Below are 13827 nucleotides of genomic sequence, written 5' to 3' on the forward strand. Positions count from 1 at the left end.
GTGGGGTGACCTACGCGCTTACGAACAAGCGAAGGAACTGAGCGATGGTGAATTGGTAGAGATCGCAAATTCCAACGACCAGCCATCGGCATTGAAGGCCAACGTTGGCTTCCATCGGAAGGAAGTCGACTTCATGTTCGGCAGAACGGCCTTTGCCGAAAAGCTCTCGTATTATTGCGGAAGGTTCGCGTCGAAATACGCTTTGAAAACACCGTAAAACATTGGCGGGTCATAGTTGCAGAAGCTAACTGCAACGGCATTCTTTTCGGCAATCCGCACACTCAAGCCATCGAGTTTGCGGCGGAACGGGCTGCCTCCGTAGTTGAATTCATGCTGCTCTTCCAAACTGAACCGGTGCGTCCCTGCTATCCTATCAGCGACCGGAAATCTTTCCACCCGTAGCTTCGGGTCGATCGGCTTGCCTTCGAAATCTAGCAGATCGAAGCAGAGAAGCCGACCGTGTCCTTCTAGTGCAACCTTGTTCTTTTCTTCCACATACTTTTCAACCGCTCCAAGACCGCCATCCGTGTTCAGTCGCGTGATGTAGGCGATTTCGTGCCGAAACGCTTCGCTCAGATTTTTGGAAGACCATTGGAATGCGCCAACAGACACATACGCAAGAAAACTCGCCGCCACGGCAAGGGAGGATGTGAGCGCGACCACTGCAAACAACACATGCGACCGGGTCAGCTGCCGAGTATGCTCCCGCCTCAGCAGCACATCAAAGTCCACGCGCAGCATGCCAGCGACGATTTTCAGCGGGGCGAGTTGCTTCCCATCACCGCGGCGACCGTCATGCAGAGCATGATTCCTCAGGTCGGCTCCGAGAAGCCCGCGTCCTCTTAGCGACGGAGGCAAGCATTCATTGCTCGGTTCGGCGCTGTCCGGTTCACCGGCGGCGATAACCGGCAGAATTCTGTCTGCGCGGCCCATTGCAAGAAATGTCTGCACTTCCTGATCGACCCACGCACTCTTCGCAGAGGCTGGTGTACAAAGGACGATGAGGCTATCACTTCGTTCAAGCGCCGAGCGAAGCCTGCCTAGGAGTTCACCGCCCGCGCTTAGATCGAAACGGTCGCGAAAAATCGGGTGGAGTGAAGCCGAAGTTGAACTGAACAAGGTCGCTATGAGCGACCCTTCCTGGGGCAGCTGATAGCTATCAAGATATTCCCACAGCCAATCTGCAACCGAATCGTCGGCTCTCGAATAGCTGAAGAACGCTTTGTACCTTACTGTTCGACTTTTATATCCAGTGCTGCGGTCGTCGATCTGCTCGCGATGCGTCGTCAATCTTTCAGCTTTGCTGAGTATGTAACATGCAGTCGCTCCAGAAAGCCCGCCGAATAATGCCCACAGAACCTGTGTCGCGAGAGCATCCCCGAAACCGAGTGATACGAAAAAATTACCTGCCGCGACGATCGCGGTCCCGGCAACGATAGTCGACCTACGACTGCGAAATCCAATCAGGCGGAGCAGCGCGATGCATGGCCAGCCGATGAGACACAGCGCAAGTAGATAGAGTGCAAATATGAATGCTGCGACTGAAGGGGCCTGGTTGAAGTCCAAGTCCGGCACGAGGGGCAGGAGGATGATAGCTGCCCCTGCTGCTGCTGCGGTCAGTGTAGCCCTCGTTGCGGAAAACATAGCCCCCGGCCAGAGTATCGAATTAGTTAGAGGGTTCGGACTCATTAAATCCACCATACAAGAGCAGAGGCGAGGTAGACAGAGGCGAGATAGTTTCGCGCCGTGAGCGAAAGCAGTTCATTACTCAATTACTTGAGGAATGGGCGGTGACGGAAAATCCACGTTCCATGCGAAAGGGACCTCGAGAGGGCACCCCTCGATCAGGACTTGTTGCTCACCTGTTTGAGTGGGCGATCTTGATGTTGCTTTCGTGAAGAATTGCATTCGGCCCCCCGGTCCCGCTGCGAGGACTGCCCTGCAATCATGGTGCCATGCTACCGTGCGACACTCAAGTGTACGCTTTTCCTGCCATTCATTGCTCAGCCTGGAGCAGGTTCTCCGCGAGAAGAAAAAGAGCGAATGCGATCTTACCAGCTTGTCTACGCTCATGTGGGCATTTGGCTATTCACTGGGCGGACAACTGTTCGCTATCAAGATGAGCGTCACTGATGAGGACGTTAAGGACTGGCAGCGACGCGATATGTGATGTTTGCGGGGCGACCAAAGCGCCTACGAGGTCGGGCGCTCGTTTCTCGGGCATCAGCGCGGGATAGTGGCTGTGATCGAAGTTTTTATGGATGAGTCTGGCATCCATGACGAAGCCCCAGCGGTTACGTCATCGGCTGTATGGGCTCGGCCTTCGGTTTGGCGAAAATGGACTGCCGACTGGCAAAAGGCGCTTCACCCAATAAGCATCTTCCACGCATCCGAATGCCACGGCAGGAAGCGCGAATGGAAGAACTTCACCCGCCCCGAGCGAGACGAGAAGGTACTGCGACTGCTGCCGCTGTTTCCTAAGCACAAACTTTGTGGACGGTTTGCCGGGGTGCATCTAGACGCATTCATGCAGTGCATGAGAGATGAGCCCGTCAGTCTGAAGGAGTTTGGCGATCCCTATTTCGCTTGTATTCATTGGGCGTTTCGTCGTGTTTCCTGGTCTTTGTCTTTGGGGGATTTTGACATGAAGAAGAAACCTCAAAAGGGTCACTCTAAACCACCTACGCCGAAAACTCCGAAGCCTGTAGAAATGTAGGAGCTTGCGAGACATCCTTTCTTCAACCTGGGTTTGAGAGAAAGGATTGTTTCCATGAAAGAGGACCAGCGAGAGATCCAGCGCAAACTGCGCGTTCTTGAGCACGCGGATGTCTCCGGCAATGTGCGTAAGACATGTCGCTACTTCGGCATTGGCCGGGCGAGCTTCTATCGTTGGCAGGCAGCCTATCGCCGACATGGCGAGCACGGATTGATCAACAAGAAGCCGATCCCGAAGAACCCAGCCAACAAGACCACTCCCGAGATCGAGGAGAAGCTGGCCGTGCGCCGTCGCAACGGACGCAAGCGGGCGATCGGGACCAGAGCGCCGGTGCCGTTGCGCCGTCAGACGCTTATCTTTTCCGACGAGCGCGACCCATGGCGCCATGGGTCGCCGCAAGCGATGCTCCGAAGCCTTCAGCGCTAAGCTCCGGAGGCCGCCCGCGCGACTTTGTTGGCAGACGCGTTCACTCGTCAGTATCCGACTGCCGATATCCCGTAACGCCCAGCGCTACCGCTCCGACGGATATCAGCGTGGTACGGAGCGTCGAGACATGGCGCTCATGATAGTCGGTGCCAGCGTTCCTTGATGACCCGCTGCAGATTGAGCCGCCGACAGCGCACCACGCCGTCGATGGCGCGATCGGGACCGGTCGCGACAATTTCGGCCAGTTCGTCCAACTGCTTTTGCGAAAGCCGCGGTGTGGGGCCGCTCGACCAGGAATCCAGAAGCCCATCCTCCATCTTTCTTCGAAGACGGGCGATTTTACCGTCTGTGGAATGTCTAATATTAGAACCCGGCAGCGTTGCCATGCCGCGCACAGCACCTTGGTGCCGGCCGCCTCCAGGCCTCCATGGCCATCGGAGACGACGAGCTTGACGCCGCACAGGCCAGTTCCGGCAGCGATCATCTTCGTGCCCAGGGGAGCGTCGGAGCATCCAGGCAGGCTCAACTGATTCGAGCGTACGAAGACCGGAAGTAGGGTAAGCGCTGTTCTCAGGCCACGGCCTCAAGCTCGGGAGCCGGGATGTAGGCCCATGGCAGCAGATCGTCGATCTGGCTGTTGGGGTGGCTGTTGACGATCCTGGTGAGGACATCAGCAAGATAGCCGAGCGGCTCGACACCGCTGAGTTTGCAGGTTTCGATCAGCGACGCGATGACTGCCCAGTGTTCGGCGCCGCCGTCGGAGCCTGCAAAGAGCGCGTTCTTGCGGTTGAGCGCAATCGGACGGATTGAGCGCTCGACCACGTTGCTGTCGATCTCAATGCGGCCATCGTCAAGGAAGCGCGAGAGGCCTTCCCAACGCGAGAGCGTGTAGCGGATCGCCTCGGCGAGCTTGGTTTTCTGGCTGATCAAGCCGAGCTTTTCGCGCAGCCAGGGTTCGAGATCGGCGATGATAGCGCGGCTATTTTCCTGACGCATCGCACGGCGCTCCTCGGCCGATTGGCCGCGGATGCCGTCCTCGATCTTATAGAGTTCGGCGATCCGTCTCAGCGCCTCACTGGCGATCGGCGCGGGACCGGCTGCCGCCAGTTCATAGAAGCGTCGGCGCACATGTGCCCAGCAGAAGGCGAGCGTGACGCCGCTTTTGTCGGCCAGCACGCGATAGCCGCCATAGCCGTCGACCTGCAAGATTCCGGTGAAGCCTGCGAGATGAGCGATCGGACGCTCGGCCTTTCGGTCCGGCGCATAGACATAGGCGACGCCCGGCGGGTCGCTCCCATTCCATGGTCGGTCATCGCGGGCATAGGCCCAGAGTTGGCCGGTCTTCGTCTTGCCGCGGCCAGGATCGAGCACCGGCGCGGTGGTTTCGTCAGCAAAGAGCTTCGGCGAAGCCTTCAGCTTGCCAAGCAGCCGCTCATGCACCGGGCGCAGATGCCAGGCGGCGCGGCCGACCCAGTCGGCGAGCGTGGAACGATCGAGATTGATGCCTTGCCGGGCATAGATCTGCGCCTGACGATAGAGCGGCAAGTGATCGGCGTATTTGGAGACCAGCACCTGGGCGACCGTTGCCTCGGTCGGAAGACCACCCTCGATCAACCGGGCCGGCGCGGGAGCCTGAACGACCACATCCTCACAGGCGCGGCAGGCATATTTGGGCCGGCGCACGACGATCACACGCAGCTGCGCCGGAACGATGTCGAGCCGCTCGCTCACGTCCTCACCGATCCGATGCAGGCCATTGCGGCAGCACGGGCAAGCATGGTCCTCGATGTCGACGACCATCTCGACACGAGGAAGATTCGCCGGCAGTGCACCCCGGTTGGCCCGGCGTTTGGCAGTCTTTGCCTGGCGCTGGTCCGGAGAGGCCCCCTCGGCCTCTTCCTCGCCGGCCGCCTCGATCTGTTCAGCCTCCTCGAGCCCAAGAAGGAGCTGATCCTCGGGTAGCGTCTCGGCGCGACGGCCGAAGCGGTGACGCTGCAATTCCTTGATGATCTGGATCAGGCGGGCATTCTCGACGTCGCGCGCCAGGACCATCGCCTTCAGCGCGTCCGGATCGTCGGGAAGCTGGTCAGCCGTCATCGTCATGACCGGATCAAACCATATTCGCCGACAGCCCGCGACAGCGGAATCCAGCCTGATTCACTTCGTCGCGGTCAGCCCGCCTGAACTGGAATGCGGGTCTGGCGCGCTTCGTGGATCCGCCGCCAGTCGAGCCCTTCCAATAGCGCCGATAGTTGCGCGGCCGTCAGTCTCATCACGCCGTCCTGCACTTTCGGCCAGCGGAACTCCCCATCCTCCAGACGCTTGGCATAGAGGCAGACGCCGGTGCCGTCCCAGAAGATCAGCTTGATCCGGTCCGTCCGCTTCGCCCGGAAGACGTAGACCGTGCCGCTGAACGGATCAGCGCCCATCGTCTCGCGCACCAGCGCCGCCAGCCCCTCCGCGCCCTTGCGGAAGTCCACTGGCTTCGTCGCCACCATGACCTTGACCGCACCCGTCGGCCCGATCACGTCGTTGCCTTAAGCGCGCGGATTATAGCAGCCACCGTCTTGGTGTCGGCGCCGCGGCCAACGCGCATGGCGACACCGCCGATCTCAAGCTCGATCACTCCGGCGTCGCGGACCGCCTTCTGCTTCCGTGGTCGTCCTGGGCGCTGCGCCACCGGTTCCGGCAAAGACGCTGCAACCACCGCAGGAACGAACAGGGATTCTGATGCCGTCGCCTCTGCCGATGGCTGACGCGCGGCACGGCGCCAGGCAAACAATTGCTGCGGGGAAAGCGCATATCGGCGAGCTACAGCACAAACCGTCACGCCAGCCTCGTAGCTCTCCGCAACGATCCGCGCCTTCTCCTCTGGAGGCCACTCGCGTCGCCGGCCGGAGCCCGTGAACACCTCGAACCGGCGCACCGGCTCCAAATCGTTCGACTTAAGCGTTAGCTCTGAAATCGTCATATGTCGAAGCCCTCAAAGGCTCCGAACATCGTCCTTCATACCGATCTCCGAAAGGTGCCGTCGGAACACCGCTTACGAAGTAGGCGCCCAAGCGGCTGCAATCTCGCTCACGCGCATCGGCCATCCCATACGACGAATGCTAGGGTCCGGACCACAGGACCACAAGAGGCCGAAGCCTCAACCTGGTGGCCTACCGGGCACGTTCGCGCCGTACAGAGTAGGTGTCGGTAAGCCGGCATTGTCGCCGCAGCACCGACGACGCATGTAGGCCAGGCCAGAGTCAAGAATTGCGCGCCATGCGCATTGCGCGTATGCATCATTTGCCCCGGGCAGCTCCGAAAGCGCGCGGAGGAAAGCATCCCGAAATGTGTCGAAGTGCTCTGTTCTCAACCCTAGCGTACTATGCCGCTCAGCCTCGTGGTACAACGAATTCACCTTTAGCACTGGCGAATAACTCAGCAGTTGATCCATGGCCGCATTGAGCTTTACATGTTGCTGACGCATGTCAGTAGTTTTATTATTAAAAATTTCTGCAACGTCAGGCGACAATTCAAACAGGTAATCGTAGAACCGCTGAAAAAAGTCGTTGTTCATGCGTAGGACGGTTTCGTAAATGCCCGCTGCATATTCTCGGAGACTGTCCGGAAGTCGGCCTTGCGCCAACTGCTCAAGTGCAACACTCAAAAGTTCCATGGAAAGCCACCGTTCCTGGGGCTCCCGCTCAAGCATCCTCATTAGGATGAATGACAAGGCGGGCTCAGAGGTACATAAACCTCTAAAGAAGGCTTTCGGATCGTTAAAGAACTCATCTTTTAACTTAAGATCCGAAAATTTTTGAACTAGGACCGGAGGGTGCCCCAACAGCAACTCTAGAGCAAACAATCCCAAATAGTACTGATCGCTCCGTTGGCCAACGCCGTCTCCCTTGTATCTCTCTGGACTGAGATAGGTTAGCGCGTCCGGGTCCAGCAAAAGAATTGGTTTGTCTTGACAGGACTGCATAGTCTCATTCGCAATGTGTACAAGGGAAATCTGTACTTTCCGAGCCGCCCCGTAGAAGACCTGGCGAGGCCTGAGAGGCCCAACCACCATGGGATGCACATCACTGTCGCCTCGCCCGGGGCTATGCAACTCACTTGCAGCATTGGCTAGTTGTGAAAGAATTCCCGCGACTTCAGCAGCGGGTAGTAGGCCTCTTTGCTTCAAGACCGTCGCAAGCGTTGGAGCGGAAACGAGTTCCATTACTACAAGGTTAACTTTCCGCTTGGAGAGCGGATCTTCCGCTTGACGAAATATGTCTAGGATTTTGATAATATGTGAATTGGAAATGTCGCGTACAGCTTCAGCCCTATTGATGAAGTCCTCGGCAAGCCATTCGCGCCGCGGCATCGGAACTAAGGCTTTTATAGCGACGCGATCACCGCCACGTCTTACCGCTTTGTATAGAATACTAAAATCTCCTGGTGCAATTGGCTGAATAATTTCTATGTTTCTGCCAAGGACGCGAGAGATCGCCTGCTGTAGTTCGTCGCGGGTTGCCTTCGCGATGTCTGCAATCAAGCCAAGCTTTAAGATGAGTCGAGCACTTATGCTGCTAACTGCTCCGACACGTGCCCTTCCCTTTAGCTTGACCAGCGATTGCTTGGGGTCCCACGCTGCCTGCAACGAACTCAATCCCGAAATCTCAAGCTCTTCAGAAGAAAGTTCATCTATTGGTACCCACCATATATCTAGTTCGCCAGCTTTCTGTCGGCTGAGCAGTGACATAAGTTCCGTGCTCTGAATGTAGGTTGAATGGAGAAAGTTGTGCGTCACCAGCAACAAAGCTACTCGGGCGGTGTTTATGGCAGACTCAATTGTCGCCTGCCAGTTATCACCGATACCAATCTTCTGGTCTGACCACGCATCCAGAATTGCCTTGTTTCCGCCGATGTTCAGGGCACTCTCGAAAGCTTTGTACCAAGCGTGATCCTTGTGGCTATAGCTGATAAAGACGATCTCTCGCATGCCTTACCTCCAGCTTGACAGGCTTGAGCCGGTGTCCGGTCTGGGATCGGACCACATCTAAGGTAAGTTGACACTCCGCGTTGAACTCTCGTCGCCAGCGCCGAACGTCTGCAATGGACTGACAGGCACCATGTCAAGTTTGCGTCACATCTAAGGGTAATGCCATCTACCTCGCGATCCAGCCTTCCGGTGTAAGCTCTCGGTTATTCTATCACACGTCAGCAATCTCCTATGACCTGAGCCGACCCTAGAGAAAAAAATAGTAGCACGTTCGGAACCGCGACACACGGGCTGCTTGGCGAAATCCTCTCTTCTTCAATCGTTCAATTCGGTCTCAAGGGCGTTGGTGTCGGACACTGACCGCCGTAACTCCAATCACGAGCGCTCTCGGACGTTTCACCACGTGCATCCTCCCCGGGAAATCCGTTTTAGTTGTCGCGCGATTTTAGGCGTTGCGAAAGGCTCGCGCAAAGCACATCTCCTCGGGGCAAATCACTATTATTGAACGTCGCGTTCTCGGGCTCTTCAGCAATTTAATCCCTGTAATGTTTGAAACTGATGGGAGTGTCGCGATCAGCCGACTACCGCGTGCGTTTCCTTTGCCGATGGCCAGAAGCGGGCCAAATGGCCGCGCGCCGCACGTTTGGATTGCAGGTCAGCTCCGTAGCTGGCAGCGATCATTGTGATGCCAGGGAGTGTCCGAGCATCCAAGCGAGCTCCTACGTGTCGTTGCAGCGCGAGCCTGAAGCTCGCGGTTCTCGATCTACAAGGCTGAAGTCCCGTCGCGGGACGTTAGCGACGGACGCCGGGCGAAAACTCGGGCGAACTTGAGCGGGTGGTCGAGGCCGTGCATGAACACCCCCATTGGCCGCCTGAACCGCCGTCGCCTGGAACCCGTCCAACTGAGCCGCCGCACCTTGACCCATTAGAGAACGAAGTCGGCGAAAACGTGCCGATCTCGTCGGCTAGAGACAGTTCCGGAAAATTGGAAGTCAACGGCCCAAAGCGTTTGCCGCTCCGGCCTCAGTTCCCCGGCGGAGGCTCTGTCAGAAGAAACTCGCTTGAGGCGGGGAGTGCGTCGGCCCATCGTAGGAGGATGACCAAACCCCGCCCGTTCCGCTATTTCAAGACGTCCCCCGAGATCATCCGCCTGGCGGTTATGCTATATGTCCGGTTTCCACTTTCATTGCGAACGTCGAGGACCCGCTGCACGAGCGCGGCATCGACGTCAGCCACGAGACGATCCGGTTCTGGTGGAACCGGTTTGGCCCGATGTTCGCGGCCGATCTCCGACGCAAGCGGGCGACGCGGATGCGACTCTTGCCGCAATGGCAGTGGCATCTGGACGAGGTTTTCGTGAGGATCAACGGTGAGACCTATTACCTCTGGCGCGCTGTTGACCATGAAGGCGAGGTCCTCGAAGCCTTTGTCTCAAAAGGGCGGGACCGAAAAGGCTGCGCTGAAATTCCTGCGGAAAACGATGAAAAGGTTTGGCCGACCGAGGGTGATTGTTACGGACAAACTCCGGTCGTATGGCGCCGCGATGAAGGAACTCGGAAACGCGGAATCCCATGAGAACAGCCGCTGGCTGAACAATCGGGCGGAGAACTCACACCAGCCGTTCCGGCGACGAGAAAGAGCCATGCTTCGTTTCCGGCAGATGAAAAGTCTGCAGAAATTCGCAGCCGTCCACTCGTCCGTCCATAACCACTTCAACAAGGAACGCCATCTTACACCCGCTGCAATTTCAAGAATAACCGCGCCACCGCTCTCGCCGAGTGGCGCCAACTCGGCGCGACCTGAAATTCCGTCCTCTTCAGGAGACTGAAATCGGTTCGCGTTAATCTGACAATGCCTGGCCCTGGTCTCATTGCCCGGGCACAGACGGTGCGACGTATCCGCCAATCGTAGAATTGTCGAAGAGGCAGCCGAGTTTGATTTTCCGAGGCGGCTGGCATTCGCCGTGTGGGAGGGAAGAGCGCGGGGAGAGGATGGTCTTACCGCCGACTTTTTGTCCCGTGCTAGAGGCGCAGGATTTGAGAAGCGCGGCCGATCTGCTTACCGACGCGCGCCGCCGCATGCCGCTCGCGGCTGCCGAGAACCAATGGCGGCAGTTATTGCCGGAACAACGCGTTCCTTCGCCCTGCGCCAGCTCGCCGCCTTCCGGAGACTAAGGCGTCCTGGAACGTAGCGCAGCGTCCGCCGCGCCACGAAAATCGATCGGTTCAGCCTGACCTTTGCGCGCTGCCTTCTCGCGCGCAGCAGCGTGATTCATGTCGGCAGGGATGAACTTCGTCTTCTTGCCGAGCCGACGCGCTTCGAGCACTTCATCGCGCGCCACGTCGCCGCCTCCGATCGCGATTATCACGTCGCTGACCGCGACCATCGCCGAGGAAGTCGGTGAAAGCGTCTTCTTGTCGGGTAAGTAGCCGCCCCAGGTCGCATCCTTCACGTAGAACACGAAGTCGACGCACGGCGAGAGCGCGACCTTCTCGTCGCGCGCCTGGGTCGACACGATGCCCGACGTCGTGAACCCGCGCTGCTTCGCGAGCTCGTAGATGGCGCCGATGCCCTCCGCTGTGGCACCGATGTTGACGATCGAGCGCTTCGAATCGAGATCCTTCAGGGCCGCTGCCGCATGGCCGAGCATGGCGTTCGCATCCTCGTAACCGGCACCCGAGTATCCTAAAAAGGTGACAACCTTCGCGCGCTTCGACTGGAAGAACGCACGCACCTGGTCGGGTGTCGCTTCGGTGAGCTGCTGCGGAGGCTGACACGCACTCACGGCAGGACTCGGCAACAGTGCGAAAGCGAAGGCTGCAAACGCGCAGGCGGCAATGAAAGGGTCGATTCTGAACATCCGCCGGTCCTCTCGGTCGCTGTGCGGGGGACGATTTCGAGGGTGGTCATGCGAGGGCCGATCCGGGTCCGCCGAAGGTTACGCGTCCCAACAGGTCGGTCATGCGCATTACGTCGGCGCTACCGTTGCCCTTTCGCGCATTGCATCGTGTCATCACGCTCCTCGCATCGCTTCCTTAATGCACTGGAGGCCGATGCCCTCGTTGGCGGCATAGGAACCTTCCCTGCCATTAAGCCTCGGCATACCGATCTTGCCGCCCTTGTGGTGCAGCGCCACAACCTCCCACATTCGACCGTTGAACACCGGGCTGCCCGAGCTGCCACCCTCGGTGGGCGCGCGGTAATGCACTCGGCAGACACCTGGGATCGGTGGCCTGCCGGCAGGCGGGCCCTCGTGGTCCAAAAGTTCGTTGTTCTGGAACGAGAACGCGAGATCGCGCCCTCCCGGGTGGCCGATCACGTACACCCGGCCCTCCTCATCAAGCGTCGGGAGCGCGCCGGCGATTGGCAGAGGTTGGATGTCGATCACCGGCTCAGCGAGGCGCAAGAGGGACGCATCGTGCCGCTCGGGCGATGAGCTCCACACAATCTCCGCTATGGTATGGACCTTGTTCTGGTCGACCGCCTCGAACACCACCTCGGCCACCTCGGGCCGAATGCCGGGGGTGGCCCCCAGTGCGTTGACGACATGGAAGTTGGTGAGCACGAGCAGCTCGTCCTTGGGTTCCAGGCCAAGGTCGGCTGCGTGCACCAGGAACCCGGTGCCGACGCGGCTGCCTAGCTTCTGGCGGATGGCCGCTACAGCAAGCGCCCGGTCAAGTCCGGTCTTCCACCATTGAAACGTTTGGGGACCGTTCTCGCCCAGCACCGCCTCGAGCTGGCCCTCCTCGGGCACCGGCTGGGCGCGAAGGCGCTGCACGTCGGCGGGCTTCATCTCGAGACCGCCGCCCGAGAGCTCAAGAAGCCGGGCGCGCAGGATCGAGACCAGCCCGCGGCCACGTTCATCGACGGTCTCAAGATCCCACACCTCGGTAAACTGGCGCAGCGTGCTGGCGACCAGGAACGCCTGGGCATCCGGTGCCGCCCCATAGGCACGGATGTGCCGCTCGACTCTGTCCCACTCGCCCAAGCCCAGGCTCGCCTCGGCGAGCGTTGGCAGATGCCACGCGTCGCGCTTTTCAGGTGGGATCGCCTCAAGCGCCTGGACGACCGCGGCGGCGATCTCCTTGGGCTGAAGGTCGGGTGCCACGCGCAGGCCAAGCCGACGGGCTCGGGTCAAGAGTGCCACAAGGTTCACGCCGTGCCAGGTATTCCGAGCCCGTGCCTCCTCCCACGGCTTGCGGTAAGCGGTAATTGCCTGCTTGAGGGCTTCGCGGGCGCCAGGGCTCGTCTTGTCGCCGGCATCGAAGAAGATCTGCTTGTAGGCCCGGCCAAGGAGCCCCGTAGCTTCGGCCATCTCGGGATGCCCCTTGGGCAGGCGTTGGGCGAGAGGCTTGAGCAGGTCGATCGCGGCCGTCGCCTTGCCGGTGTCAATGAGGTACTGGGCGTAGAGCCGCCGATTTTTCGAGTCCTTCGGATCCTGCCGACTCACCGCCTCGGCGAGCTGGCCCATTGCTTCGTACTCGCGTGCGTTCCGTAGCTCCTCCACAAGCGCCTTGGCGCGCGCCACATCGTCCACCTCGCAGAGGCCTTTGAGCCTGCCGAGCGCGTCGCGAGCCCGGTCCTTGAGCCGATCGCGTTCTGTGGGGCCGTCCATAGGGGTGACCTCCCTCACAGGTCCAGCAGCCCGCGCAAATCGGCCCGAAGCGCATTTCGGCGAAAGTACTTGCCGGCCGAATGCCGCCAAGCCCCATCATTCACAACCGCCACATCGCGGATCCCGTCGTAGAAGGCCTCGCGCCTATCGAAGTAGGCGGCGCTCGCGGCACCTAGGTCTGGGCAGGTCTCCACTGCCGTCCTAGTGGCCGGCCCGAAATCACCATCGACCCCGCAGCCCAGGCACTCCTGAAGGAAGTGTACCGCCCGCTTGTGTCCCATGTTCACGGCCGTATCAAACTGGACGAGATCGAGCGCGCTCGGCAGCAGATCGCAGCGTGGCGGCAGCCAATAGCCTTCCTCGTAGATCGCCTGCAGCTCATCTTCCTCAAGCTGCCGGACGTCGCGAGGGCGAAGGCCCCGGCGCTGGCGCCAGCTGTCATATACTTTCTGGGTGACGCCCTTATTGGTGGCGCCACCCGGATCGCTCGGATGATTCACGTAGCCTCCCTCCCACCGCAGCACGAAGGGCAACGAAGCCTTGAAAGCGGGCAATGGCATAGCGACTCCCTCCCCTTACTTTTTGCGCTACTTGGTCAGCGTCCGTGACGCACCACCTCGACTGAGTAGACTTAAGCTGCGTCAAATCATCATAGGTGTTGGTGCACCGGACTGGAAGAGGCAATGATGGGCGCTGCGCCTCAATCCGCCCGGTCATAGGCACGGAACGTGAGCGGGGGCTCGGCGCGGGCGGCGTCAGCGGATGAAGTAAGGGATGCGTAGACCGTGCAATGCGTATAGTATTGCCAGCAATGGGAAGAGTGGATCTGGTGATCGGACGGCCGGTCGTCTTCAGACAACCTGGCCGGGCCGTAAACAGCGGAATCAGCCGCAGCGCGGCGACCGGAATAAGGGGGTGCGACCATGCAGCAAGCCTTCATCATCCGTGCTTTCAACACCAAGAAAGACTCCGCAGGCAAAGAGGTCGACTTTGAGCGTATCCATCGTGACCTGATTGCTCCAGCGCTCGAGGCGGCTGGCCTAGGCGGGGGCACCACAGGCAAGATCGTTGACGCTGGCAACATTCGGGAGG

General features: G+C 59.5%; 11 protein-coding genes and 3 pseudogenes. 4 read left to right on the forward strand and 10 right to left on the reverse strand.

Annotated features, from left to right (window positions below; translation table 11 throughout):
• A partial coding sequence (locus tag NMG80_RS36690; protein ID WP_254022664.1) for a hypothetical protein occupies positions 1-217 on the forward strand: 217 nt, incomplete at its 5' end.
• Here the strand turns inward: NMG80_RS36690 and NMG80_RS36695 are convergent.
• A complete protein-coding gene (locus NMG80_RS36695; RefSeq protein ID WP_254022665.1) occupies positions 172-1644 on the reverse strand; it encodes a toll/interleukin-1 receptor domain-containing protein in 1473 nt (490 codons plus the stop codon). The genes NMG80_RS36690 and NMG80_RS36695 overlap by 46 nt on opposite strands.
• A 598-nt stretch (positions 1645-2242) precedes the next feature.
• Between NMG80_RS36695 and NMG80_RS36700 the strand changes: the two genes are divergently transcribed.
• Together NMG80_RS36700 and NMG80_RS38130 are read left to right on the forward strand one after the other, a co-directional pair.
• Positions 2243-2716 (forward strand): hypothetical protein, encoded by a 474-nt coding sequence (locus tag NMG80_RS36700; RefSeq protein ID WP_254022666.1) that lies wholly within the window; start codon positions 2243-2245, stop codon positions 2714-2716.
• 54 nt (positions 2717-2770) lie between these two features.
• Positions 2771-3010: pseudogene (locus NMG80_RS38130) on the forward strand (helix-turn-helix domain-containing protein); the annotation flags it as partial.
• 266 nt (positions 3011-3276) lie between these two features.
• On the opposite strand, the gene NMG80_RS36710 reads toward NMG80_RS38130, so the two are convergent.
• The 6 genes and pseudogenes from NMG80_RS36710 to NMG80_RS36735 all read right to left on the reverse strand — a co-directional run bounded on the left by NMG80_RS36710 (position 3277) and on the right by NMG80_RS36735 (position 8120).
• Positions 3277-3528: a hypothetical protein gene (locus tag NMG80_RS36710; protein WP_436798764.1), complete on the reverse strand. Its 252-nt coding sequence runs from the start codon at positions 3526-3528 to the stop codon at positions 3277-3279.
• A pseudogene (locus NMG80_RS36715) lies at positions 3510-3617 on the reverse strand (transposase); the annotation flags it as partial. The gene NMG80_RS36710 and the pseudogene NMG80_RS36715, both read right to left, overlap by 19 nt.
• 95 nt (positions 3618-3712) lie before the next feature.
• The gene (tnpC, locus tag NMG80_RS36720) at positions 3713-5245 is read right to left on the reverse strand and encodes an IS66 family transposase (RefSeq protein WP_254022667.1); all 1533 of its coding nucleotides are present in this window, start codon (positions 5243-5245) and stop codon (positions 3713-3715) included.
• Between the two features lie 68 nt (positions 5246-5313).
• Entirely contained in the window at positions 5314-5670 is a 357-nt protein-coding gene (gene tnpB / locus NMG80_RS36725; RefSeq protein WP_254022668.1) for an IS66 family insertion sequence element accessory protein TnpB, read from the reverse strand.
• Positions 5667-6113, reverse strand: a complete 447-nt coding sequence (tnpA, locus tag NMG80_RS36730) for an IS66-like element accessory protein TnpA (protein WP_254022669.1) — start codon at positions 6111-6113, stop codon at positions 5667-5669. The genes tnpB and tnpA overlap by 4 nt, the downstream gene beginning before the upstream one ends.
• A gap of 177 nt (positions 6114-6290) precedes the next feature.
• Positions 6291-8120, reverse strand: coding sequence for a protein kinase domain-containing protein (locus tag NMG80_RS36735; RefSeq protein WP_254022670.1), 1830 nt, complete (start codon positions 8118-8120; stop codon positions 6291-6293).
• Positions 8121-9216: 1096 nt separating this feature from the next.
• Here NMG80_RS36735 and NMG80_RS38135 point away from each other — a divergent pair.
• Positions 9217-9923: pseudogene (locus NMG80_RS38135) on the forward strand (IS6 family transposase).
• A gap of 367 nt (positions 9924-10290) precedes the next feature.
• On the opposite strand, the gene NMG80_RS36750 reads toward NMG80_RS38135, so the two are convergent.
• The 3 genes from NMG80_RS36750 to NMG80_RS36760 all read right to left on the reverse strand — a co-directional run bounded on the left by NMG80_RS36750 (position 10291) and on the right by NMG80_RS36760 (position 13295).
• Entirely contained in the window at positions 10291-10980 is a 690-nt protein-coding gene (locus NMG80_RS36750) for a hypothetical protein (RefSeq protein ID WP_254022673.1), read from the reverse strand.
• 153 nt (positions 10981-11133) lie between these two features.
• Positions 11134-12735 (reverse strand): TRAFs-binding domain-containing protein, encoded by a 1602-nt coding sequence (locus NMG80_RS36755; protein ID WP_254022674.1) that lies wholly within the window; start codon positions 12733-12735, stop codon positions 11134-11136.
• A gap of 14 nt (positions 12736-12749) precedes the next feature.
• Positions 12750-13295, reverse strand: a complete 546-nt coding sequence (locus NMG80_RS36760; protein ID WP_254022675.1) for a glycoside hydrolase family 108 protein — start codon at positions 13293-13295, stop codon at positions 12750-12752.
• Between the last annotated feature and the right edge of the window lie 532 nt (positions 13296-13827).

It is taken from the genome of Mesorhizobium escarrei (genome assembly GCF_935825525.1).
Lineage (GTDB): Bacteria > Pseudomonadota > Alphaproteobacteria > Rhizobiales > Rhizobiaceae > Mesorhizobium > Mesorhizobium escarrei.

What these genes read in the sequence shown, in the direction of transcription:
- tnpA (WP_254022669.1), bottom strand. Translation starts at nt 6,113, where the DNA reads ATGACGATTTCAGAGCTAACGCTTAAGTCGAACGATTTGGAGCCGGTG.
- NMG80_RS36750 (WP_254022673.1), bottom strand. Translation starts at nt 10,980, where the DNA reads ATGTTCAGAATCGACCCTTTCATTGCCGCCTGCGCGTTTGCAGCCTTC.
- NMG80_RS36695 (WP_254022665.1), bottom strand. Translation starts at nt 1,644, where the DNA reads ATGTTTTCCGCAACGAGGGCTACACTGACCGCAGCAGCAGCAGGGGCA.
- NMG80_RS36735 (WP_254022670.1), bottom strand. Translation starts at nt 8,120, where the DNA reads ATGCGAGAGATCGTCTTTATCAGCTATAGCCACAAGGATCACGCTTGG.
- tnpC (WP_254022667.1), bottom strand. Translation starts at nt 5,245, where the DNA reads ATGACGATGACGGCTGACCAGCTTCCCGACGATCCGGACGCGCTGAAG.
- NMG80_RS36760 (WP_254022675.1), bottom strand. Translation starts at nt 13,295, where the DNA reads ATGCCATTGCCCGCTTTCAAGGCTTCGTTGCCCTTCGTGCTGCGGTGG.
- NMG80_RS36710 (WP_436798764.1), bottom strand. Translation starts at nt 3,528, where the DNA reads ATGGCAACGCTGCCGGGTTCTAATATTAGACATTCCACAGACGGTAAA.
- NMG80_RS36755 (WP_254022674.1), bottom strand. Translation starts at nt 12,735, where the DNA reads ATGGACGGCCCCACAGAACGCGATCGGCTCAAGGACCGGGCTCGCGAC.